The sequence below is a fragment of the Paenibacillus sp. PK1-4R genome (assembly GCF_030369595.1).
Lineage (GTDB): Bacteria > Bacillota > Bacilli > Paenibacillales > Paenibacillaceae > Paenibacillus.
Genome location: NZ_CP126535.1, coordinates 1,474,509 through 1,495,443, shown reverse-complemented (window position 1 = coordinate 1,495,443; position 20,935 = coordinate 1,474,509). Strand labels below are relative to the sequence as shown.

The 20,935-nt window shown below is 48.2% G+C and carries 25 protein-coding genes; 1 reads left to right on the top strand and 24 read right to left on the bottom strand.

Annotated elements, in window-relative coordinates:
- Positions 1 to 2 precede the first annotated feature (2 nt).
- From QNO02_RS06220 to QNO02_RS06105, 24 genes are all read right to left on the bottom strand, one after another.
- Complete coding sequence (locus QNO02_RS06220) at positions 3 to 1,013, bottom strand: XkdQ/YqbQ family protein (RefSeq protein WP_289391464.1); 1,011 nt, start codon at positions 1,011 to 1,013, stop codon at positions 3 to 5.
- A 13-nt stretch (positions 1,014 to 1,026) separates the two neighbouring features.
- Positions 1,027 to 1,722: a LysM peptidoglycan-binding domain-containing protein gene (locus QNO02_RS06215; RefSeq protein ID WP_289391463.1), complete on the bottom strand. Its 696-nt coding sequence runs from the start codon at positions 1,720 to 1,722 to the stop codon at positions 1,027 to 1,029.
- On the bottom strand, positions 1,723 to 3,708 hold the full coding sequence (locus tag QNO02_RS06210) for a phage tail family protein (RefSeq protein WP_289391461.1): 1,986 nt from the start codon (positions 3,706 to 3,708) through the stop codon (positions 1,723 to 1,725).
- Between the two features lie 201 nt (positions 3,709 to 3,909).
- Entirely contained in the window at positions 3,910 to 4,332 is a 423-nt protein-coding gene (locus tag QNO02_RS06205) for a phage tail assembly chaperone (protein WP_105600712.1), read from the bottom strand.
- A gap of 170 nt (positions 4,333 to 4,502) precedes the next feature.
- Positions 4,503 to 4,961 (bottom strand): phage tail tube protein, encoded by a 459-nt coding sequence (locus tag QNO02_RS06200; protein ID WP_289391460.1) that lies wholly within the window; start codon positions 4,959 to 4,961, stop codon positions 4,503 to 4,505.
- Between the two features lies 1 nt (position 4,962).
- Positions 4,963 to 6,279: a phage tail sheath family protein gene (locus tag QNO02_RS06195; protein WP_289391459.1), complete on the bottom strand. Its 1,317-nt coding sequence runs from the start codon at positions 6,277 to 6,279 to the stop codon at positions 4,963 to 4,965.
- A complete protein-coding gene (locus QNO02_RS06190) occupies positions 6,279 to 6,488 on the bottom strand; it encodes a YqzN/YkzM domain-containing protein (protein ID WP_289391458.1) in 210 nt (69 codons plus the stop codon). The genes QNO02_RS06195 and QNO02_RS06190 overlap by 1 nt, the downstream gene beginning before the upstream one ends.
- 49 nt (positions 6,489 to 6,537) lie before the next feature.
- Positions 6,538 to 6,957 (bottom strand): phage tail terminator family protein, encoded by a 420-nt coding sequence (locus QNO02_RS06185; protein ID WP_289391457.1) that lies wholly within the window; start codon positions 6,955 to 6,957, stop codon positions 6,538 to 6,540.
- Between the two features lie 221 nt (positions 6,958 to 7,178).
- Entirely contained in the window at positions 7,179 to 7,337 is a 159-nt protein-coding gene (locus QNO02_RS06180; RefSeq protein WP_289391456.1) for a hypothetical protein, read from the bottom strand.
- Between the two features lie 398 nt (positions 7,338 to 7,735).
- Entirely contained in the window at positions 7,736 to 8,299 is a 564-nt protein-coding gene (locus QNO02_RS06175) for a hypothetical protein (protein ID WP_289391455.1), read from the bottom strand.
- Entirely contained in the window at positions 8,299 to 8,949 is a 651-nt protein-coding gene (locus QNO02_RS06170) for a hypothetical protein (protein ID WP_289391454.1), read from the bottom strand. The genes QNO02_RS06175 and QNO02_RS06170 overlap by 1 nt, the downstream gene beginning before the upstream one ends.
- Positions 8,950 to 9,666, bottom strand: a complete 717-nt coding sequence (locus tag QNO02_RS06165; RefSeq protein WP_289391453.1) for a pyocin knob domain-containing protein — start codon at positions 9,664 to 9,666, stop codon at positions 8,950 to 8,952. It abuts the gene before it with no gap.
- Positions 9,666 to 10,256: a YmfQ family protein gene (locus QNO02_RS06160; protein ID WP_289391452.1), complete on the bottom strand. Its 591-nt coding sequence runs from the start codon at positions 10,254 to 10,256 to the stop codon at positions 9,666 to 9,668. The genes QNO02_RS06165 and QNO02_RS06160 overlap by 1 nt, the downstream gene beginning before the upstream one ends.
- Positions 10,257 to 10,393: 137 nt before the next feature.
- On the bottom strand, positions 10,394 to 11,533 hold the full coding sequence (locus tag QNO02_RS06155; protein ID WP_289391451.1) for a baseplate J/gp47 family protein: 1,140 nt from the start codon (positions 11,531 to 11,533) through the stop codon (positions 10,394 to 10,396).
- A gap of 4 nt (positions 11,534 to 11,537) precedes the next feature.
- Entirely contained in the window at positions 11,538 to 11,993 is a 456-nt protein-coding gene (locus QNO02_RS06150; RefSeq protein ID WP_289391450.1) for a DUF2634 domain-containing protein, read from the bottom strand.
- Positions 11,986 to 12,396 carry a hypothetical protein gene (locus tag QNO02_RS06145; RefSeq protein ID WP_289391449.1) on the bottom strand — a complete coding sequence of 137 codons (411 nt, stop codon included), beginning with the start codon at positions 12,394 to 12,396 and terminating at the stop codon, positions 11,986 to 11,988. Before QNO02_RS06145 ends, QNO02_RS06150 begins: the two co-directional genes overlap by 8 nt.
- Entirely contained in the window at positions 12,389 to 13,375 is a 987-nt protein-coding gene (locus QNO02_RS06140) for an XkdQ/YqbQ family protein (RefSeq protein ID WP_289391448.1), read from the bottom strand. Before QNO02_RS06140 ends, QNO02_RS06145 begins: the two co-directional genes overlap by 8 nt.
- Entirely contained in the window at positions 13,372 to 14,004 is a 633-nt protein-coding gene (locus tag QNO02_RS06135) for a LysM peptidoglycan-binding domain-containing protein (protein ID WP_289392696.1), read from the bottom strand. Before QNO02_RS06135 ends, QNO02_RS06140 begins: the two co-directional genes overlap by 4 nt.
- A 54-nt stretch (positions 14,005 to 14,058) precedes the next feature.
- Positions 14,059 to 15,840 carry a hypothetical protein gene (locus QNO02_RS06130; RefSeq protein WP_289391447.1) on the bottom strand — a complete coding sequence of 594 codons (1,782 nt, stop codon included), beginning with the start codon at positions 15,838 to 15,840 and terminating at the stop codon, positions 14,059 to 14,061.
- Between the two features lie 182 nt (positions 15,841 to 16,022).
- Positions 16,023 to 16,457: a phage tail assembly chaperone gene (locus tag QNO02_RS06125; protein ID WP_017690174.1), complete on the bottom strand. Its 435-nt coding sequence runs from the start codon at positions 16,455 to 16,457 to the stop codon at positions 16,023 to 16,025.
- A 174-nt stretch (positions 16,458 to 16,631) separates the two neighbouring features.
- Positions 16,632 to 17,039, bottom strand: coding sequence for a phage tail tube protein (locus tag QNO02_RS06120; protein ID WP_289391446.1), 408 nt, complete (start codon positions 17,037 to 17,039; stop codon positions 16,632 to 16,634).
- A 128-nt stretch (positions 17,040 to 17,167) separates the two neighbouring features.
- On the bottom strand, positions 17,168 to 18,631 hold the full coding sequence (locus tag QNO02_RS06115; RefSeq protein WP_289391445.1) for a phage tail sheath subtilisin-like domain-containing protein: 1,464 nt from the start codon (positions 18,629 to 18,631) through the stop codon (positions 17,168 to 17,170).
- Positions 18,631 to 18,831, bottom strand: coding sequence for a YqzN/YkzM domain-containing protein (locus QNO02_RS06110; protein ID WP_017690177.1), 201 nt, complete (start codon positions 18,829 to 18,831; stop codon positions 18,631 to 18,633). The genes QNO02_RS06115 and QNO02_RS06110 overlap by 1 nt, the downstream gene beginning before the upstream one ends.
- A gap of 399 nt (positions 18,832 to 19,230) precedes the next feature.
- Positions 19,231 to 20,154, bottom strand: coding sequence for a hypothetical protein (locus QNO02_RS06105; protein WP_289391444.1), 924 nt, complete (start codon positions 20,152 to 20,154; stop codon positions 19,231 to 19,233).
- Between the two features lie 434 nt (positions 20,155 to 20,588).
- Between QNO02_RS06105 and QNO02_RS06100 the strand changes: the two genes are divergently transcribed.
- Positions 20,589 to 20,933, top strand: coding sequence for a DUF3139 domain-containing protein (locus QNO02_RS06100; protein ID WP_289391443.1), 345 nt, complete (start codon positions 20,589 to 20,591; stop codon positions 20,931 to 20,933).
- Positions 20,934 to 20,935 lie beyond the last annotated feature (2 nt).

The following is a 20,935-nucleotide window of genomic DNA, read 5'->3' as shown; positions in this document are numbered from 1 at the left end:
CGTTACACCACCTTCAAATCCAGTGACATCGTGTGCACGCCCCCCTGTACCTTATGCGTACATTCGTCTACCAGAAAATATTGATTAATCTTCAGTTCATCGATCTGGATGTTGACAAAACTACCTGCCCTCACCTTGAAATCACCAAGCGCATCCACTTTCAACGTCTGCGTCTCGCGGTTACGTAGGGTCATCAGGGTCTTCAGCATGGCATCAATCTGGCCTTCCTTCAGGCCATCATCCGCTTTTTGGTACAAAAAAAGCAGCCCCCATTGACGGATGCTGCCTGAGTCCTGATGAACATAGGTTTCTCTTTTTCCCGTATCCTTGTTATCCCGATACAGCTTGATCTTGTTATACGTCTGGTCGTCAATTGACCGCGTATAACTGTAATCCGTGAGCAGACTGTTATCCCCGATGACAAAACCGTAAGGCATCTCTTCCACATCCCGAAGCACAAGTTTGCCGAAATCATCGTAGAAGATATAGTTTTTACCGCCATAGATCAGCGTTCGGTCCAACGCCTCACAGATCATGTCAATCAGCTTTTTGTTATCGAATAACATACGCGGAATAACATATTTCGGCTGAATCAGATCACCAGTCTTCAACAGAAAATCCTTTGCAATTCGTTTAATTACATCCGCAGCAGTCGCATTAACGAACTTATACGTCTGATTCGCGGTTAGATAACGAGTCTGGTCGTAGGCTTTGATTTTGACACTTTCGTCCTTGCCACTATCCACCGAGAAGATATATCCGTAAAATATGCCTACCTCGTTGCTGATATATTTCACGACATATCCATTCTCATATGTGAATTTCTTATTTTGGTACAGACTGCCCTTGATCAACGTGAATTCCAGAGAGGATGGTTTGCCGATGCGGGAGGTTTTGTACGTAATGTCACCGGCAAGTTCGCTAATGTCCCAGATGTTGCCCTGCTTGTCATCCAGCAATAACCGTTCCTTCATGTTTGCCAGCTTATCATCCAGCCTGATCTGCTCTTGCATATTCCCTCTCCTTTCACGGAAGCTTGATCACAAGTCCAATTGGCAGCTTCTTCAGTTGGGCATCTTTGATGCCATTCAGCTTCTGCAGCTCTTTCCAGCGAGATCCATCTCCCAGATGGGCTTTAGCTACAGACCACAAGGAGTCTCCGGCTTTGAGAGTGACAGTTTTGGGCTGGATTTTTTCATTGGGCCGGGAGGCTTTGGTTTTTGTTCTCGAAGCAGCCGTATCCTTGTTGTCCTTAAGTGGCACTACTTTTTTGGCGGCATAGAAAATGAACTGTTTCAGCTTGATATCATACTGGATATCCCCCACCGTACCCGCTGTCTCCTTCCAGTCAAAGCTCTCAATGGAAACCGCCATATTAATGGTGTACCTTGCACTGGAAAAGAACAGTCTGACGGGTCTGCCCGTCTGCATCCAGCGGATGATCTTTTTCACATATTCATAGGGATCACGGTAAAACTGCTTCTGAATTGCCGGATGTCTTGCATCGTAGTTCAGATGATACGGGCTGTAGTCTGCCGGAAAAATCCCGCTGAAACTGACTTCACGCAGCTTCGGCGACTTGATCACGTTAATTTCACCCAAAGCGCTAACGTTAAACGTACTGCCGTCTCCCGAATCCGAAAACTCAATGCTCTCTGGTGTGACCGGGAAAAACATGTATTCAGAACGGTTATTGAAGCTTAGTTGAATATAATATTCCACTTATCCATACACCCCCTGAGCACTGGAGACGATCTGACTGTTCAGTCCATCGGTGATTTTGCTGATGATGCTGTCCACATCATGTCCGCTGTTGATATCACCCGTGGTGACCTGAACGGTTGGCGTCAGACTGACAAATCGCTGAATCGCCTGCATCTCTGCAAGCTCACGCATCAGTTTCAGATCCTCGCTCGTTACATCCACTGTGCCGTCCACGTCACCGATCTTGTCCACCTGTCCGATATTGTTGATTTTGTTGATGTTACTCATATTGTTGTTGGGAACAACGGTGGGAGCAGGTGCAGTTGGCATCGAAGGCATGGAAGGGGTTTTGGGTATTTCGGGTGTGAAGTCTTTGCCAAAGTTACCTGGTAGACCTTTATCCTTGGAGTCATCCTTCGGGTTGGAAGAGAACTTAGAAACCCACTCCTCAGCCTTTATCTGACCATCTTCAAAAGCTTTAGGATTGTATTCTCCGTCCATTTTGAAAAATGTCTTCACATCTTTGTCACTCGTAGGCTCCCAGGATTCCAGGCCTTTCTTCCACTCCTTTATTTGCTTGCCACCTAAATTAATATCTGACTCTTGAAACAAACCAATATTGAAACCAAAGGTTTTGTTAACAAGTTTGATCAGACTGTTAAGTCCGCCATTAATTCGTTCCATGGCATCTTCAATAACAGTTACGACGTTATAGAATATATCAAGAATGAAAATACCCATGTCTTTAAATAACTTCTGTATGGCATATACTGGGTCTATGAAAAAGTTAACAATAGCCTCCCCCAGCGAAGCAAACAGGTTCCACACTGTGGCCACTACTACGCGTACGATTTCTCCAAGCATCATAAATGAACCTATAATCACTCCCAAAATCTCTGTACCAGACATCCCCATCATGTTCAAAATTCCAATAACTGCCGCAATCGCAGCAATTGCCAAAAGAATCGGCCAATTCAACAATAACCACGCAGCAACAAGACTATAGACTTGTGCGATGACCAATGCCAGTACAACAATTGCCAATGCCATCAGGATAGGCTGAATGATATCCCAGTTCTGCTGAATCACGGCTGCAAGGTATAAAATGCCGTCTACCAGCATCGTCAACGCGTTTGCCGCAACCGTAAATGCATTGCTAATCCACTCAATAATGACCGTAAAATCCCCATTTGCAAAGGCTTCATTTAATCGATCCAGTAAAGGTGTTAAGGCAACGAGGGCTGCCTGTCCAATCTGACCGAGAACTCCATTAAACTGATTAACTAGTGCATTCCACTTCTGCAACGGTGAATCTAACATGGTGTCAAAAGCCTGTTGGGTATAGCCTTGTTTTTGCAAAATAACATCAAGCTTTGTGATAAATCCATCCAGATTAGATGAATCAATGGTTTGTTGCAGACCTGCTCCGTTTAGAGCTTCAGCAGGAATGTTAAACGAATTGGCAAGTTCTCCATTGTCTCCGTTCATGGCAGCAACTAAGGCACTGGATGCATCTGACATACTTTTTCCATCTGGAGAAAGCATGCTCAACCGTTTAGTCATATCTCTCAGTTGGTCAACCTGATCCGTATTCTGTGCATACGGGATGAGCGATAGTGTACCTTTCAAGGCATCCGTAACATTCTGTCCACTCTTGAATGCTTCTGCACGGTAGCGATTAAAGATCGTCTCCCCCTGAGCATCATCACCAGTGGCAGCCATATAGCGATGCTTCAGATCCTCTTCTTGTGCCGCTGGAACAAGAACCGCTTGCCCTGCTGATTTCATCATGCTGATCCAGGATCGCACACGCTGGGCTCCTTCTGCAAAAGCCGCGTTCACTTTGGCTTGTTCCTCGGATACGTCCTGTAGCAATTTGGATGCCATTGCAATACTGTTCAGTCGAGCAGAATTAAACATGGTACTTATAGCAGCAGGTAATTGTTGAAATTGCGTTACTATACGTGTTGAAGTAAGGTACAGTCTTGCAAACATGGCATACATTCATTTCTCCCTCCTTTCCTTTTTATTTCTTCCGGGCGCGGCTCTTGGACCGCTCTTTCTTCACTTCCTCCACCCGGATGGAGATCATTGCATAGATGGCCGCTCGTTCTCGCATGGAGAAGGCCATTAGCTCATGCGGCAAAATGTTCAGTTCATGGAGAGCGTAATAAGCCAGATTGGCTTCGGAATCGCCCTCTTTAATTAGTTTTTTACGTCATCCACCAGTTCGTTCATATCCTGATTGAAGCCGTTCAGCTTCTGAACCTGTTCGCCAAGCGAAGCAAATTCCCCAGGCAACAGCATTTTCCGCAAAAGCGATTCCGCCCCCATCACGCCATATGAACGCTGGAGTTCTGCGTTTTTCAAATCGGGAAATACTACACTTGCGCTCATCAGGCGAGCCATGTAATCATTCGCATCAATATCGGGTGTGTAGACACCGTTCTTGCCCTTGATTTTGCGGGTAGCTGCCTTGCGACATTCCTGGTTTTCGTCCTCGGTCATGCTGCGCAGTTTCCAGGCCACCGGCTCGCCCTTCTCATCTTTGAATCGGGGGGATACGGTAAACTCCTCCGTTGTATCTGTTGCTGCATTTTGGGCAAAAAACATACTCAATCCACTCATGTATTGTTCCTCCTCTAAAGTTAGGTCCCCCGCCGCACGAAGCGGCGAAGAACAGTATTTTGACACGCCAAATAGCCCGTAACACAGGCAAGTTGAACAGGTTTCTTTTACAAACCCGCTGCTAAGTTATACTCTTTATGAATCTTAAGGTATTAGGATTTCTCGATAAATTACTTCGGTAAATTGAACGATACAGGCATATCGACATCTTCAAAGGTAAAGCTCACTTCTTCCTCCAACGCCTCGGCCTCGGTATCCAGGGATGCCATGATCACACTGTCGAGGTTGACGCCTTTGAGGGTCACGGTCTGTTTGCCTATCGTAGAGGAAGGATCTTCGTTGGTCACTTCAATGTCGAAGTACGTGTCCACACCATTCTGCATGTACTGGAGCATCAGCTCGCGGAAACGGGAAGTGGTGTAGAAAATTGTCATGGAACCTGAACCGGACCAACCGGTTGCTTTGTGCTGTACGCCGCGGCGGCCCAAGGTTTTGACCTCTGCTTTTTGTTTCTCCACTGTTGCTTCCAGCGTCTTCACATAGAACATTTCTTCCGTCTGTCCCTTAATCGTTGCATATGCGCGGCCTTCCTGGCCGGAAATCGTGTCGCTTGCTTTCAAAAATGCCATCTTAAACCACCTTCACTTTCATATATACTTTTTCAACGGAATCCACAGGTTGGACCTGAATCTCGATCAGAATACTATCGGTTTCATTGCCCGGAGCAACAGTGATATCTGTTTTGGAATCAAAATTTTGAATCGCCCCAATATCCTGAAGCTGCTTAAGGTAGGTAACACATTGGGAACGGAACAGGCTGCGCCCATCCTCGTTGTTGTTCACTTTGCCGATGTAATAGGACTCGAAAATTCGTTTCATATCGTTAGCGATACCATCAAGTACACGGATTACACGGTTTTTGGCAAAATGACGTGCCTTATCCGGTGTAATGGAACGGAATGTATTCACATCCTGCTCTACCACTGCGCGGTTGCTGCTCGCCGTAAACACAAACTCGCCATTACGCAATGCTGCCTCTGTCTCGGTATGTGTCAGTCGTCCGTTCACATCCACGGCGTCGTCATACGCACGGAACGTCAGCGATTCATTCAGGTTAGCTCCTGCGGTTGCACCGGCAGTCCATGCTACGGTTTGTTTTGGCGTAAGAACGGTACCGTCTGCGAGAACAACACCATTTTTGACACTGATAATGCCTTCATGGTCTGCAGCCGGATAATCGGACAGAACGAGTTGCACCTTCTTGCCCTCGGTATCACGCAAGCGCTTGATGTAGGCTGTGTAGACTGACTTGAGTGTGGCATCGTCTGAGATCAGACCAACCGTGTTAAAGTCCAATACTTCCAGTTTGGTCAGGAAATCAGCGTGCTCTTGGTTCGTTGCTGTACCATCCAATCCACCTGTTAGTGGAAGTGACGCTGTAGCTGTGAGTGCACCTTCACCCGTAAATGTGACGTATGCGTTGGATTCCAGAGCTTCGATGGTGGACGAAGTTTGTTTGTCCACTTCTTTACCCGCAAGCAACGTGGAAACGTCCAGTTGTTCCGGATCATTGATATTGGCTGAGATTACAACAGCCAGATCATTACCACGCACACCGCCGTGTTGGGCTGTGACTGTCAGTTTATCCAAGGTTGCCTTGGCTTTGGTACCTGCATTGAGTCGATAAAGAAGCAAGGTCTGCGCCCGTTTCAATGCCTCGCGGATCAGTAGTAATTGCGGTGCTGTCCAGTCATAGCCCAATTTGGCTTGTACATCTTCACCTACTTGTACGGTCAGGATTGTACTCACTTGCCCCCATGACAATGGAAGTGCCAATGCCACCGTTCCCCGCTCCCCTACCGTACCCGGCAATGAGCCCTCTGATGCAAAATTCATATATACGCCGGGGCGTACCTTGTTTTGTGTTGTCCATGTTCCTCCAGCCATTATTGTGCCTCCCCATTCATAAATTGTTGGATGTGTTGCTGTGCTTCTTGTAAGGTGTATGTTGGTTGTTCCAGCAGAACTGCTGCCAAGATATCTTTCTCCATCCGGCTAAGTTGCCGGGATTCGGCGAACTGTGCTTTGCTGTATTTTTGATTGTTTTTCTGTTGAACTTCCGGTTTTTTAAGGTCAGGTTCTTTTTTTGTAAACATCGCCAATGCCCCTCCTATTCCTTTCATACTGATCCCCTCATTTGGTTAGTTATTCTCTTGTAGCTTTAAGTGCAGTAGGTCGTTGTTCCAGTTGTTGCATGGTAGCGGCGGACTCCGACACTTTGGTGGTTCGCATGGTATAATACACCAGCATTCGCGGAGTATCGTTCTCCGTCTCCCAACGCAGTTCCGTTGCACGATAGGGTGTGCCTTCCACGTCGATGGTCTCCAACGCTTCGAACAGTTCGTCCGGCAGGGTCGCTGGGATATTGTCTGCGTCAAGCCAGCGGATTTCAAAGGCATAAGATTGCACGAAGCGATCGCTTCGTTCCCTGGTGAGTTGAGCGGACTGCAGACGGTAGGATATGCCCGGGGTGGAACCAGTGCCCGTTTTGGGGAGGATCGGGATGTTCGGGAAGTGCTGAGTTAGTGTTGTAGAGATAGAGTCGGTTAAGTGGTTTATGCTCATGGTTCACCTCCTTTGGGGTTGAATATTTTTACAAAAGGTATCGTTTCTATATGACACCGGACTGGCATCCGATTTTTCGTATCCTATATATGAAGCCGCTGAGCTACCTGCTGCCAAAATACATTTACCTACTTGTCTCCAAATCAACTCCCCCTGAATTCAATATGAAAGCCCCTGACGGCTCTAGAGCATAAAAATAGCGCACCACTTAGGTACGCTCATTAAATCCCTTCAGTTTGTTCTAAAATGTAATCTTCGACTGCTTGCCGATAATCAGCATTGGTGATGTCATCCAACAAGTACACCTGACCCGTTTTTGGATAAAGTCCTTTGTCCAAGATTTTTTCCGTTGCATTCCTTACAACCACTTGGTTAACCATTACAAAATCGCTCCTGTATTTTCATTAGCCATGAGCAAAATTTGGTCTTCCAATTCTTTATGTCCTCTTCCACTATCAGTTCGGTATGAATCCTTTCCAGCACTGGCAGTTTTGTTTAAGGATCAATTTTCACAATTCGATAAATGTTAAGGCGTCTCATCATATTCCAGATCAATGTGTTCCAATTTCGTAATCTCGTTTCGTGTCGAGCCGTCACCTTGCCAAATTGAAGCTACAATTTCACCGTATTGATCATATATATAATTCTCATTCCTGTTTGCATTGTATTTTCACTTCCTTTCCTGAATATCTTTATTCGGGTTTTAACAGACAACAGTATAAGCTTTCCCGGCTCACAACGTCACACCCTTTCCCCCTGCTATCTCTATCTATTTAAATTACAGTGAAACAAGTGTCGTGTTGAAATAATGCGTAGCTGTTACTGAACTTGTACTGGTGTTATCGGACCAAAGAACGAGTTTCAAAGGTGCGGTTACATCAAAGTTAGCTGGAGCAGTGTTTTGAGAAAAATTCCAATTTATAGTATTTGTAGAAGTGTAAGATGAATTGTCTGCCCTGTATTGACAAGTCGAAATCTTCAACTGCAAATCAATAACAAAGTACAGTAGATTCAAGACTTTTAGACCTTGACCTGCGGCAGAAGAACCATGTATAGGCCAATAATTAACCCCATCATATAGCGCGAAAAAAGCATAAACGCTGTCGATTGTCGCTGGTAGAGAAATATACGACACGGTTCCTGTATTTCTCGCCGTTCCTGTTATCAATTTCGCACCCGCCTCAAACGTTGCATAAGTGTAAGCCAGATAATTTCGGTTGTTCTGGCCTAAGGTTACGCCTGTGCTTGCATTTGGTCCGGGATTTAACAAACTATACTTGCCCCCGCCTGGAGGACCGCCCAACCTGTAATTGCCAAGCGAGAAAAAATCAAGTGTCGGCATTATGTCACCACCTGAGTAACGACATGAACACTGACAACGGAGCTATCAGCCGAACCTTCTACAAATTCGCCGGAAGTGAGGAGTATATCGGTGAATGGTATTAAAATTGTGTCGTAAGGGGCCAGCTTGTAATTCGATATTAAGGTGAGGTTAGCGCCAGTTCCCCCGAATCTGATATTAATTGTCCTTACCACACTGTCGGTGTTGCATATAACAAGAGACTTAACCAGCCTTTTAGAACTATCTGAGGCCGATGGAATTATTGCTATACCACTGGCATTCAATGTTAAGCGGCTAGTACTTAACCCTAAAGTTGTAGGGGTTCCGTCTCGTTCAATGGCTGAAATCCTGATATTAGCAACACCCGGCGTACCTTCTTGATATATATGCATAGTTTCCGATGGTCCGATAATAATATCACTTACTGGAATTACCAAAGTTTCATAAGGTTTAAGTTGTTTTCCTCCCACCAAAAATCTATTTGAGTTTATCATGATATAAATTCTAGGGCTGACAGTTGAGCCAGTGTTGCAGATTACAATTGATTTCAGAATGCACGTTGTATTTGCTTTGCCTGTGTAAATAAGGGTTCCGGCGGGTCCGGTAAAAGGTATTGAGTTAGCGTATATTTTTACGGCTGTATCTGGCATCTATAACGCCCCCCATACGTTTGGTTGTAGTGTTTGCAATGTCCACGGATTAATAAATGTGGCACCGTTTTTATACCTAGTATATGAATTCGTGGTTTCAGTTAAAGACGTGACTCTTTGAATCAAAGTGAGTGAGTTTCTCGCTATAACCTCCACGAAACAATTAACTGCAACCGGACCGTTAATCACACTTGCCACGAAATAAAAACCAGGTGTTAATAAGGTGTTTAAATCCTGAGAACTAAGAGTAGTGACAAACCCGTCATCCTGTGTAAGCGGGAACTTCTGCCATGGTCTATCATCGACGTATGCTTGAGCACTCTCGTCAGCCTGGGGCAGTATCTCTTCAAGTTCGTCTCTTGTAGGTACTTTCTTCCACGCACCCCATCCGAAATAGTAGTTTCTTTGAAAAACCTCTAAGTTGCCAGGCTGGAAGGTGGTCAGGGTTTGCAACACTCCCGCATGCGGCTCGACTGTCAAGTGAAATGCCTCTCCTGTTGGGGAATTAAGCAAGGTTTCTACAGTAGCATTCGTTGGGCAATAATATTCCCCTTCTGTAATATAGCTATTAAGATCAGATTCCGCAGGTATAAGGATGGATTCACGTGTTGCAACGCCTGCGTCAATCTTTTCAAAAATCCTGTTAATACTCTCTCGGGTCACATTCTCGTTCCCCAAGGGAAGAGGCAATTTCAGTCGATCTGTTTCTTTTGGCATTACGCCCACACCTCCAGTTCATTCCACGTCAAGGACGCGGCATTGAGTTCGTCCCATGTCATCTGTTTGTCGTCCAGATCATCCCAGACCAGATAACGATATCTATATTCCACGGCCATGTGGGCCGGTTTCAATTCTTCAATCGCACGTTTGAGATCATCGATATTGGGCGGGCTGCCCATCGTATCCACAAAGCTCACCGTAAAACTCCACGTTTCCGGCTGAAATGTCACATCTACCTTGCCCCCATCATACGCCTCAGCCACATTCGCAACCTGCCTGCCCGAGAACTTTCCTGCCCCGCGCAGCTTCGACTCGACCACCGCACGCCTTTGTTCCACAGGTTTGAGACGATCTGTCTCAATACCAAGCTCTTCTTCCCAGAAGTCCAGCCCCCACGTCGCCGTGCGGACAAAAAACTGCTCCAGCGTCTCATCCAGCGCCTTGTACAGCAGATCCATTTCACTGCCTTTGGCCTGCATATCGGCCTGCATGACACGCGAAGTCTCGTAATACCTTGGCAAATACGAGAACAGCTCCCGCCCTTTCTCACTCGTCAGTCCAATATCTACAATAGAAGGAGCACTCATGCCCTGTCCCCTCCCTTCCTTGCAAATCAATATGGAGTGTCTCGCTCACCAGTTCCAATCCGGATACGCGTACTTCTCCCGATCTTCTTAAGTCTCCGCACTCCCCAATTACATCCTGATCAACCGTCTGCCCAACACTACTCATTCACATCCACCGTCCCCAGCACGGCCACCTGGCTCGCAGTCATCTCAATATTCTGGTCACTCACACCATTCACGGTCAGGTCCGAATAGTCGATAATGGGTGGAATGTCCAGCAGAATTGCGGCAATGCGAGTGTAACGAACGAGCGGATCGGCAAAAGCCAACTGCTTCAAATACGCGGTCACCCCGCGTTCGATCAATGCCCGCACATCAGCGAGTGTCGCATCACTGGCAAGCGTCAGTTTCACCTGAATATTCATCGGCACTTCCACGGCTGGCATCACGGACACCACTGGCCCCGCCGGTGCCACTCCTTCACCCTGTCCATCTTGCGTTGGGTCAACGTACTTCTGCACCGCTGCCACCAGATCGGTACCCGCAGCACGTTTGTCTGTGTCTAACAGATACAATCCCACCGTGCCCGGCCCCTGCCATAACGGAATAACACGCGTTGCACCAACACCTGGCACTTCACTGGCCCACTGTACATATTGTGCTTTGTTGCCACTGGTTCCTTGGTTGCGCACTTTGGCATAAAAGCGTTCCAACAGCGCCGTATCGGCCTCAACATCCGCACCGCCTTTAATCACATTAACGTTCGTGACAGAGGTCACACCACTTACAGGTGTAGACAGCACAGTTACCGTGCCCGCAGGTACATTGCTCTCTTTTCCGGCAACAAGCGCTCGCACGCCTACCACCCCGAAGCCCTCTGCATCCAGTTCCAAACGTCCCACCGTCTCATATTCGAGCGAAGCTTCGGCAGATACTTCATCCGCGAGTGTAGCCACGACCGTGCCTGCTGGCACCACTTTACCTGGCGTCCCCACGAACCTCACCGAACCCTGAGCCGCCACCGCAGCCCGCCGTGTAATACCGTGCTCTCCCGCCCGCAGATCCAGCTCTTCCGAACGAAAATTCGGATCACTGCTCGCAGCCGTACTTGCAAACCCCCGCCGAAGTAATTCCTGCGCCCACAACGCCGCCTCGGACAGCATAAATGCAACCGGAGCGTCCGCATCCCACAGGAACGAACCCTCCGACTTATCCAGATCCGCGGGCAGACGATCCAGCATACGCTGCATAATCTGTTCCTCCGTCTGGTCCTCCAAATAACGCGGAATCTCAGCCATCCCGTCAGATCACCTCACTTTCCAGAATAAACATCTCTTCCTGCACACTCGCCACCCGGCACGAGAACATGCACTGCTCCCGATTCCAATCGAACGTGAACTGGTCTACCGAATCCGTGCGTGGATCAGCCAGCAACGTCTCCGTCACCATCCGGGTAATCTCACTTTCCATCACACCCCGACTGTCGCCCTGCCCCACCAGATCCTCCAGCTCCGAACCATAGTTCCGGGAATAGATCACATGTCTGTACCTTGGCGTTTTCACGGCCTTGATGCACCACTGTACCCAGGCTTCATGCCCACTAGCCGCAGCTACCTTGCCACTTGGGGTCAGTACAAAATCCCCTGCATCGTAATCGAATCGCCAGCTCCGCCCAAAGCGCACCTCTTCCGAAGCCGCCCCCGACAGATCCTCCTCATCTTCCCAGACCACACCCGTTTCCGGGAACAAACTAGGCATGCGCACTCACCACCTTACACAGCACCACAATGTCATTACCGCCATTCACCCGCATTGCCAGCACGCGATCTCCCGCTCTTAACCCTTTACCAAGAGACCACACCGCTTCTTCCACTTCCTCTTCTTGCAAAAGAAACCGCCCCGTGCCCGTCGTCCCGCCGTTTGCCACGTCAGATATACCCGAGATCGCGCCAGCAGTCTCGCGCTCCGGCAGTCCAAGCGTGCCCGGCAACTCGGCCACGAGATAATCCTGCACTTCGTGCTTGAAATCATCCAGCTTAACGCCCGACGAGGTCATCGTACCCAGTACTGCTCCCAGCCCGCTCACAGCCTGACGAGAATGTGTACTCATCGCACCCCGCATGACGTCGGCAAAATGCCCATACGGATCATCTTTATTCAAGGTAAACCCTCCTTTTCACCAGCTCAGCCGTCCCCAGCTCCAACGTCATCGTTCCAGACCCGGCAGATAGATCACGGCTTACCGACATGACGATTAGCTTCAGTCCTTTCAACAACACTGCGTCCCCAGCGCGGATCGTATTCACATCCGGTGCGGATATCGTAAAAGTCTCCTGAATACCCGTCAGATGACTTTTCGCCAGTTTTTTCGCGGCAGTTGTCGATTTCACCTGATCGTCCTCGACCAGCTTTTGCAATGTGCCCAGTTCTTCCACACCATTCTGCTCAATTGCAAGCACTTTGGAAGGAACTTCTTTGCCACTCGGTGACTCCGACGCTGCCATCACTTTAACTTTGGTAACCGCCCCTTCGAGTGTGCGCATCTGGGTCAGATCAATCAGTCGATCAAGTTCATACACCTTTGCATTACTTCCAACCTGGAAGAGCTGCAACCCGCCGGGTGTCATCCGTGGATGGTACATTTCCCCGCCGGACTTCGCCGTTTCTTTCAGATCGGCAAACATCATCGAAAAGATCGTCTGTGACCGATACACGGCTTTGCCCAGCTTTGTCTTGGTATCCGGCAGCGTGGCGTATGGAATCTTCCACTCTTTGGCGTAGGTTTTGAGTCGTTGCGTAGCAGTCTGATCTTTGGGCAGTAGGAACTCGTCCTCCGATTTTTCCAGATATATCATTCGGTCGTACACCGTGAGGGACAGCCGCTTAGTGCCGCTGTTCGAGCTTTCCACCTCCCAGATGACCGCAGGATGCAACAGATGAACCATGGATTTTTCGTCAAAAGGAACCCCGCTAATCCGCACCGCCATCCCAGGTGAGATCGAAGGCAGACCGGAAGACGCAGAAACCGCCAGCCGGATGTTGGCCTGATAGGCAATCTGGTCGAGCGAATCCTTTAGCGTAATCGTTTCCACCAGCTTGGTGATGTCATATTTGTCGTCGACAATGACCTTGTAGGTCATGGCATCACCAGCTTTTGCCCGGGCTTGATCCGGTTCGGATCACTCCCGATGATCTTTGCGTTGAGCTTGTAGATCTCGTTCCATTTGGAACTGCTGCCCAGCTCAAGCTTTGCTATTTTGGAGAGGGAGTCGCCAGATTTGACGGTGTAAGTCTTGCTGTTCTTTTTCAAATCGGTACGCGAACCTGACTTGCTCGCGGATGCCGCAGAGCCCACCTTCTCCACCTTGGAATCCCGCCATGTGCGCAAGGTCAGGTCGAAGTAAATATCTCCTGTCTCCCCCCCACGAAAGCTCGAATTAAGCGAAACAATAAAAACAGGCACGTTCACGCCCGTCTCTGAAATGATGAGGCGCAGCGGCTTTTTGGAGATCAGAAACGTGTTTAGGACATTCATCGCCACACGCGGATCAGGCAAATTTTCTTTGTACATGCAGTAGGACGCATCATACTCTTTTGGAAAAAAAGAAGAGAAGGTGATCTCCTTCACCTTCTCCCCCTGCGCAAAATCAAACTCGCCATGCTCCAGCATATTAATCGTTTCGTACCCTTTGGACCTGGAAATACTCACCTCTTCCGGGTTCACCGGGAATTGAAATGAAGTGCCGCCATCCTTCAGCGTAAATGCCATTTTGTTAGGACCTACTTCATCTATAAGTACAGACATACACGGCCTCCTTTCTGCTTAGGCCATAATCGTTTTTCGGTTTTCCATCGCACGGCGGAACTCGCCCGTAATCCGTTGTCCGACCTGTCTGGAGACAGCATCGTAATCAATCGCATTTTCACGCACAGTCACCTGCACCGCACCTGGTGGAATATTGATCGCAATCTGATTGGTAGTTTCGGTTTTGAAATCCTTCAGGTAGCCGGACAGACTGCTCATCTGGTCTTCAGATATCTGTACCGTCATCGTGGACGATTTCCCATTCGCCTGCGCACCGTTACCAAGCGCCATCGCTTGGTTCTGCATCATGCTTGCTCCCACGAATCCAGCAGTTGTAGGCTGGCCAACCTTGCTGTTCATATATGCGGATGGGCCTGCCATTGTCAGTGCCGGTGGCATGTAGGCAGGTGCCATCTGCGGGCCTGTTGCAACTGGAGACGGTGCAGCCACCGTTGCTGCCGAGACCGTCTTTTCTTCTTTTTTGGAACCAAATCCAAAGAAGCCGGATATGCCATCGGTGATTTTTTTTGTTTTCTCAGAAACATAATCAGCTGCACCCGACAATGCATCCCCTACGCCCTCGGTAGCACTAGACATAAAGTTTCCAATATCCTTCGCTTTGTCTCCAATCCAACCGCCTGCTGCACTTCCGGCCCGACTAAATAAGTCTTTTGATTTCTCGGCTATATTACTAGCCCCTTTAAAAGCAAAGGCAGTCATTTTCGTGATACCCTCCACACCACCATTAACCAAGCTACCTACCTTATCGCCAACCCAGCCACCTGCTTTCTCACCAAGCCAGCCACCTACTGCACCACCAATAAGGTTTCCAACCACCGGAATCGGAATCACACTGCCAAGAATACCACCAATCGTAGTCCCTACTGCATTACCAGCAATAGAACCGATCGCACGCGCGCGTTCCTCAGGAGGAGCGCTTGCAAGATCTTTAATGTTGCTAAACATACGAACCGGTGCCAACAATTTACCTGCTCCCTTGACAATCCCTCCACCCAGTTTACTGATGATTCCTGAGCCTCCTGCTGCTTCACTACCTCCGCCACCAAAGAGACCTTTTACATCGCCCCACAATCCATCGAATCCACCGATCAAATCGGACCCTGCGGACGAGAAATCATTCACAAACTTTGCCCCACGTTTTGTAACCTTGAACGCCTTTTTAAATTTATTCCCCGGTGTGGCAGGTGTTGTGATTTCTTTCCATAGCTTCTTCCCACTATTTCTTGCATCAAAGACTTTCCCCACACCAGATGAGATTGATTTCCCACGATCAAACATACCTTTCATCTTCTGCAAAAAAGTTTTCGGTTTCTCCTCTTTTCCTCCTGCTGCCGTTCCAATATTAATGGAATCCAACTTGCTACTCAGCATATGAATCGATTGGGTATTTATATTCAAAGCATCGATCAGTGGCTGTGAATTCACATTAACGGATACACCTGAAATCTGGTGGCTGACTTTGAGTTGCACACTAGCTGTAGCATTCAACATCTTAGATCGGATTTGCTTCATTTTCCTCAACAAACCATTTAATGCTGGGGTAGCACGGTCAACCAGATCAACCGTCGGTGTAATACGCAGCCTGCTGATTCGCACAGCCATACTATAAATATGCTCCAACCTGCGTCCTGTCGTTCTCAGCTCATTATTCACCTTAATCAGACTCTGATATCGAACTCTGCCCAGACGTTCCGTGGAGCGTTGGATTTGATCCAGATAACGAAGGGTTGTCCGCATTTCCACATTGGACTTGGATAAACCTACAATCATTTCTGCCATTTTTTCACCTCCTGCCCTATATTGTTATCGATTCATTTGCGAGGTTATCGCTGCCATCTCTTCTTCCGAGAACGCAATTAACAGCGAGCGCTCCCCTCGTGGCAAAGACCAGAACTCTCCGGGCCGGAGATGATGACGTACCCACATGTGATACAGGAACGTGGTCATCCCGCCGGAGTGAATCAGTTTTTTAGGTCTTCAATCTCCACACCGAAGCCGGACAGCTCCAGTACTTTATCACCTACGGCATCCAATTCACCCGCGAGCAGCATGCGGCGTACCGCCTGTTCGCCACCGGATAGCTTCATGCGGCCGGTAATCCGGGTGTCCCCCCAGCCGGACAATTCCAGGCTGCGGACTTTCAATTTCACCGTTGCTTCGGAAATGAGCAGCGCGTTAAACGTTTCGGTGTCCACCTTTTCCTCGGTGCGGCCTTTGGTCGTTTTACGAATCGTACAGCGTTCGCGAATGTGATCCACTTTGGAAGACGTCAGTCCACGCAAGGTCAACAACAGATCCAAACGCTGAATCCGCACATTCTCCTCTGGCAAACGTTCTGCTGCTTCAAACAACTGATCCAAAATCTGTTCTTCGGACATATTTTCATTCATACTCATCGGGCGTTATCTCCTTCTTATTTCACAAATGGGTTTATCTATGCCAGCTTCCAAGCCTATAGAGACAACAAAGAGACCGAGATCATCTCGGCCCGCATTGGTGTCCATATTATACGAAGTAACTATGCAATCACGCTTGAGCAAACCCGCTCAATAACGTGCCTATTCCAGAGCTTAGTTCGCCACAATTGGATTCAGCAACTCAAATCCTTCAAACGTAAAGCCCGTTTCCTCCGGTACTTCCTCACCAGCTGTCCAGTTGGCAAGCTGGATTTTGTCCACCATGCAGCCCTTGAGCAGAACGCTCTCATGTCCATATGATTCCGGGTCATCCACTTTGGAGATAATCTCAAATTTGGTGAAGCCGCGCATGATCATGTCAGAGGTGACTTTGTAACCCGTCATCGTGCCTGTTCCTTTTTTCGCGCCATTCTTGTGCACCTTCCAGTCGTTACCAACCAGGTTCAGCTCACGCTTTTCAATCTCCACACTCGCTTCCAGCTTGTTAATGTTTGTCTGCCACACACCATCGATATGCAACTGACCATGGGTACCTAGAATTACTCTTGACGCATCCAACATATATTTTCCTCCTTGGGTTGGTTGAACTAATAAATATTACACGGTATAACTCCGCAGTCAGAACAATCTTCCGATCGCTGTTATCGTGTAAACCATCAGTTCAACATATAGTAATTATTCTAGAAACCTTATTGCACGTAAAATGTACCAAACAACTGCTCCATCACATCCGTCAGCTTCACATTCCATTGCAGGAATACTTGATCTGCTTCCGGTTTCAGAACTGGTGCCGCACCATAATACGCCGGGTCAAGAATGACATCGTAACCGTCGGCCTCAATTACATTGCTCTGTGCGAGCAACGCCAAATAAGCCTTCATGGCACTAATCAGTGCCTGACGACCCTCTTCGGTATTGTTCACTTTACCGATATACGTATCTTCCGCGGAACGTTGCAGATCCGTGTTAATCGCGTCCAGTACACGAATGGAACGGATTTTTTTCCACGCATTATTCTGTCCAGCGGCTGGCGTTACCAGTGTGTTTACACCGCGAAGTGCCTTCACCTGACGACCATCATGGAAGAAAATAAATACGCCATTCTGTACCGCCTGTTCCTGTTCTGCACGCGTCCAGCGACGTGTCACATCATCGAACGGAGTAGCTGCATAGGTTGTGGATTGGTTCAGACGTTGTCCGGCGATCAGACCTGCAACATAGGCGGATGTTTCCGCCGAGCTGTAGAATGCATCTCCAAGGCGCACGCCTGTACCGACATTAATCACACCTTCATGGTTCAGCGCAAGCGAACGTGCTGCCGCTTTTTGTGCTGCTGTAGCAGAGGTATCGTCCGCTGCGGAACCGCCAAATACAGCCACCACCGGTTTACCTTCACTACGTACACGTTTCACCCATGCCGCAAAGCTCGCAAGCAGAGGTGCATCTGCCGCCTGATCCAAAGCCAAGACGTCGAATTGCTCCCCTTCCAGCGCACCCTGTACTGCAATGTACTCCGCATTGGTCAGGTCATCGTTGCCACTTACGCCACCTTTGAATGCCGCACCCGCAATTGTTGCAACTACACCTGCACCATCGCCAATCGCCTGAGCCGTTACCCAGACATTTTGTTCATCCGCGTTAATCTCTTTTGCCAAAGAAGCTGCTGTAATATCCGCTGTCAGGAGCGCATACAACATCCGGTTACCTTCAAAAAGACGAACTTCATGTTTCGTATTATCAATCACACCCGGCTGGATGGTGACGTAGAATCCATTTGCACGCTCCCCCGGATACTTCGCATCCAGTTGCAGCACATTGGCATCACTGCTGTCCTTCAAAGTAAGCGTAGCTGCTTTGGCCGCAGCACTTGCTACCCGATAAGCGAGCAACTTCTTCGGTCCACCCAACAGGGCGAGCTTCAAGGACGTATAAGCCGTACCGTTATCCAGCACATTCGCTGCATAAATGCGTTCAATCACCGCTTCGCTACCTACTTCAACAAAAGTGCCCACCGGACCCCAGTTGGCCTTGATTGGCACAACGACTGTTCCCCGCGTACCCGCTTGAATGGCCGAAGATGCTGCCGCCTGAAAATTCATATATAAGCCCGGAAGGACCGGACGATTCGTTTGCTCCCAAGTTCCACCTGCCATTATCCCTTCACCTTCGCTTTCATAAATTGGTTAATTCGTTCTTGCGTTTCTTCAATGGAAAACGTCTCTTGCGCCGCTTCGTACAGCGCACCGTACAGCACCTCTGCCTTAACGGCAAAGAGGGCTTCTGCATGATTCATCAGTTCTGCCCGTGTATACCGCGGAGCGGTCTGTTTGCTTTTTTTCACTGAGCTTGCCATGGCCATCTCACCTCATTTCTTGGACTACTAAATTTGTGAACATTGATCTTTAAACTTGACCTATGAATTTTCGATCCTATGAACCTATAAATTTGAAGCTATAATGTCGAAGCTACATCTATCATCTCAAAGCTATAATCTGGAACCACTCATAAAAGTGCATGTTCAAAAAGATCGATTTTCAGTACCGAGAAGATGGGATAAAGTTAGAAATGGAGTAGCAGAGCGTAGGGAAAACTACGTGAGCAACTACATGTTTCAGAAGGAAACAATCATCGTAAGCATATGCTTTTTCGGCTGAATTCCATATTCGATGCTGATGATGCCGTTAGGCATCCTTTGTAATCAAAAGCGGGGTTTTTGAACAACCTCTAATAGAAGGTTCCTCTCGACTAACATTTACTCCATGCCTTTGCTATGGTGAATCTCACGAATGAACGGTACATTCGTACCCGGACGACGAATCCGCTGTTGCAACGTCAGGCGAATCTGACCATTCAGATATGCATCCGTCTGCAGATCTGCCGTGATCTCATCCACCGTCACATACCGTGTGTTACCTTCGTGCTCTTCGCCACCCGTTTCAGTGACGGCAAGACGAGATTGCACTGCAAGTTGCTCTACCAACCGAGTAACGGTCTGCCGTGTTAGCACCGGATGATCGGTGAGCACATGCCCAATCCACTGCTGTCGAACCTCCAATGCTGAAGTCCCGGCTACAGACGTGCTGCATATGGCCATTCGCCATAACACAGACGGCATTTCGTATCCACCGGGCCAGACATCCCCATATACCGACCAGTTCGAGCCAAGCTCTTGCTGTGTCCAGTCTTGAAGCGCAGCTAACCACGCGTCACCTGTTTCAGCGAGGACGACTCCCGAGTCTTCGGGAACATACACTCCGAACCGCAGACTGCGCGTAAGCATGCCAGATCCTGCATCCACCCGGTCACTATCTGAAGAACCCAGATAGATACAAGTGAAGGACTCACCTGCTTCATCCACCAGCCTTACTTGATGCAACCCTTCGATTAGAAGGTCTGACCAAGCTTCCACCTGTTCAGCGCCACCATCTTCCGGACGAGCGTATGGTGAGATTTTGATGATCCGTCGATACCCCGCCCAAGCAGACTTCGGCACCTCTTCGGCAAACGCAACCACGGCACAAGGCCCGGCCAACACCTCGCCTGACGCAGGTGCATGCAGCACACGACCGTCCCAATCTGGAACAAGTACCGCCAGCTTCTGTTTCAGCGTTTTTTTAATGAGCGTACTCATTTTACTGGTGCTCATGGCAGTGCTAATTTCATTTCTCATAGACACATTCATTTGGCCCCCTTTGGCTGCAAGTTTGAGATCTGCCAACACCATGCAGCGTCAATGCAGCAGCAGTAGACTCCCCCTTTTAACTCAGAGTCTGTATTGCTATCGAACCAGTAACGGGACTACATTCACCGCATCAAAAAGACCGGCCACTTGGCCGGTCTGTACATTAGCGTATGTGCTTTCGGTGCGTCCCTTGTTATTGATCCGATAATACAATCTTACACCCTTTCATCCCTAGCGCGGATGGTGTTCCGTACGACTTCGGTGCGATTAAGGGAGTCGTTTGGGTGGAAAAAAGACGATTCTGGAGGCATCATTTTAAAGAATAAATAATTAAGCATTAAGATCAATAAATTGATAAATTTATCCAAATATATTAATATTTCATTATCAAATTCATTGTCACTTACGTAAAAGAAGGAGAAATACATATGAGTAAAAAATTCAAGATTACTTCACTTGCTGTTTTAGCATTTATACTCGGGATATCCTGCTGGGCTTACATCGAACTACTTGGTAATCCTTTCAAGCAAAATGATGCTGAACAACAGGTAACCACTTACCTGATTAAACAGAGAGGTTACTCACCCGAACAGCTTATCGAAGTACAAGTTACTTACTCCTCAAAAAGTTCTGAAGCACCTTACGGTGCCTCAGTAACATTCGCGGATGAACCCGAAGCGAAATATCAATATATCATTTTTAACAATAGAGAGATTAAGCAGTACAGTCATAACAGTGATCATCCCAAACACGAGGAGCCCATGGTGAGATAGCA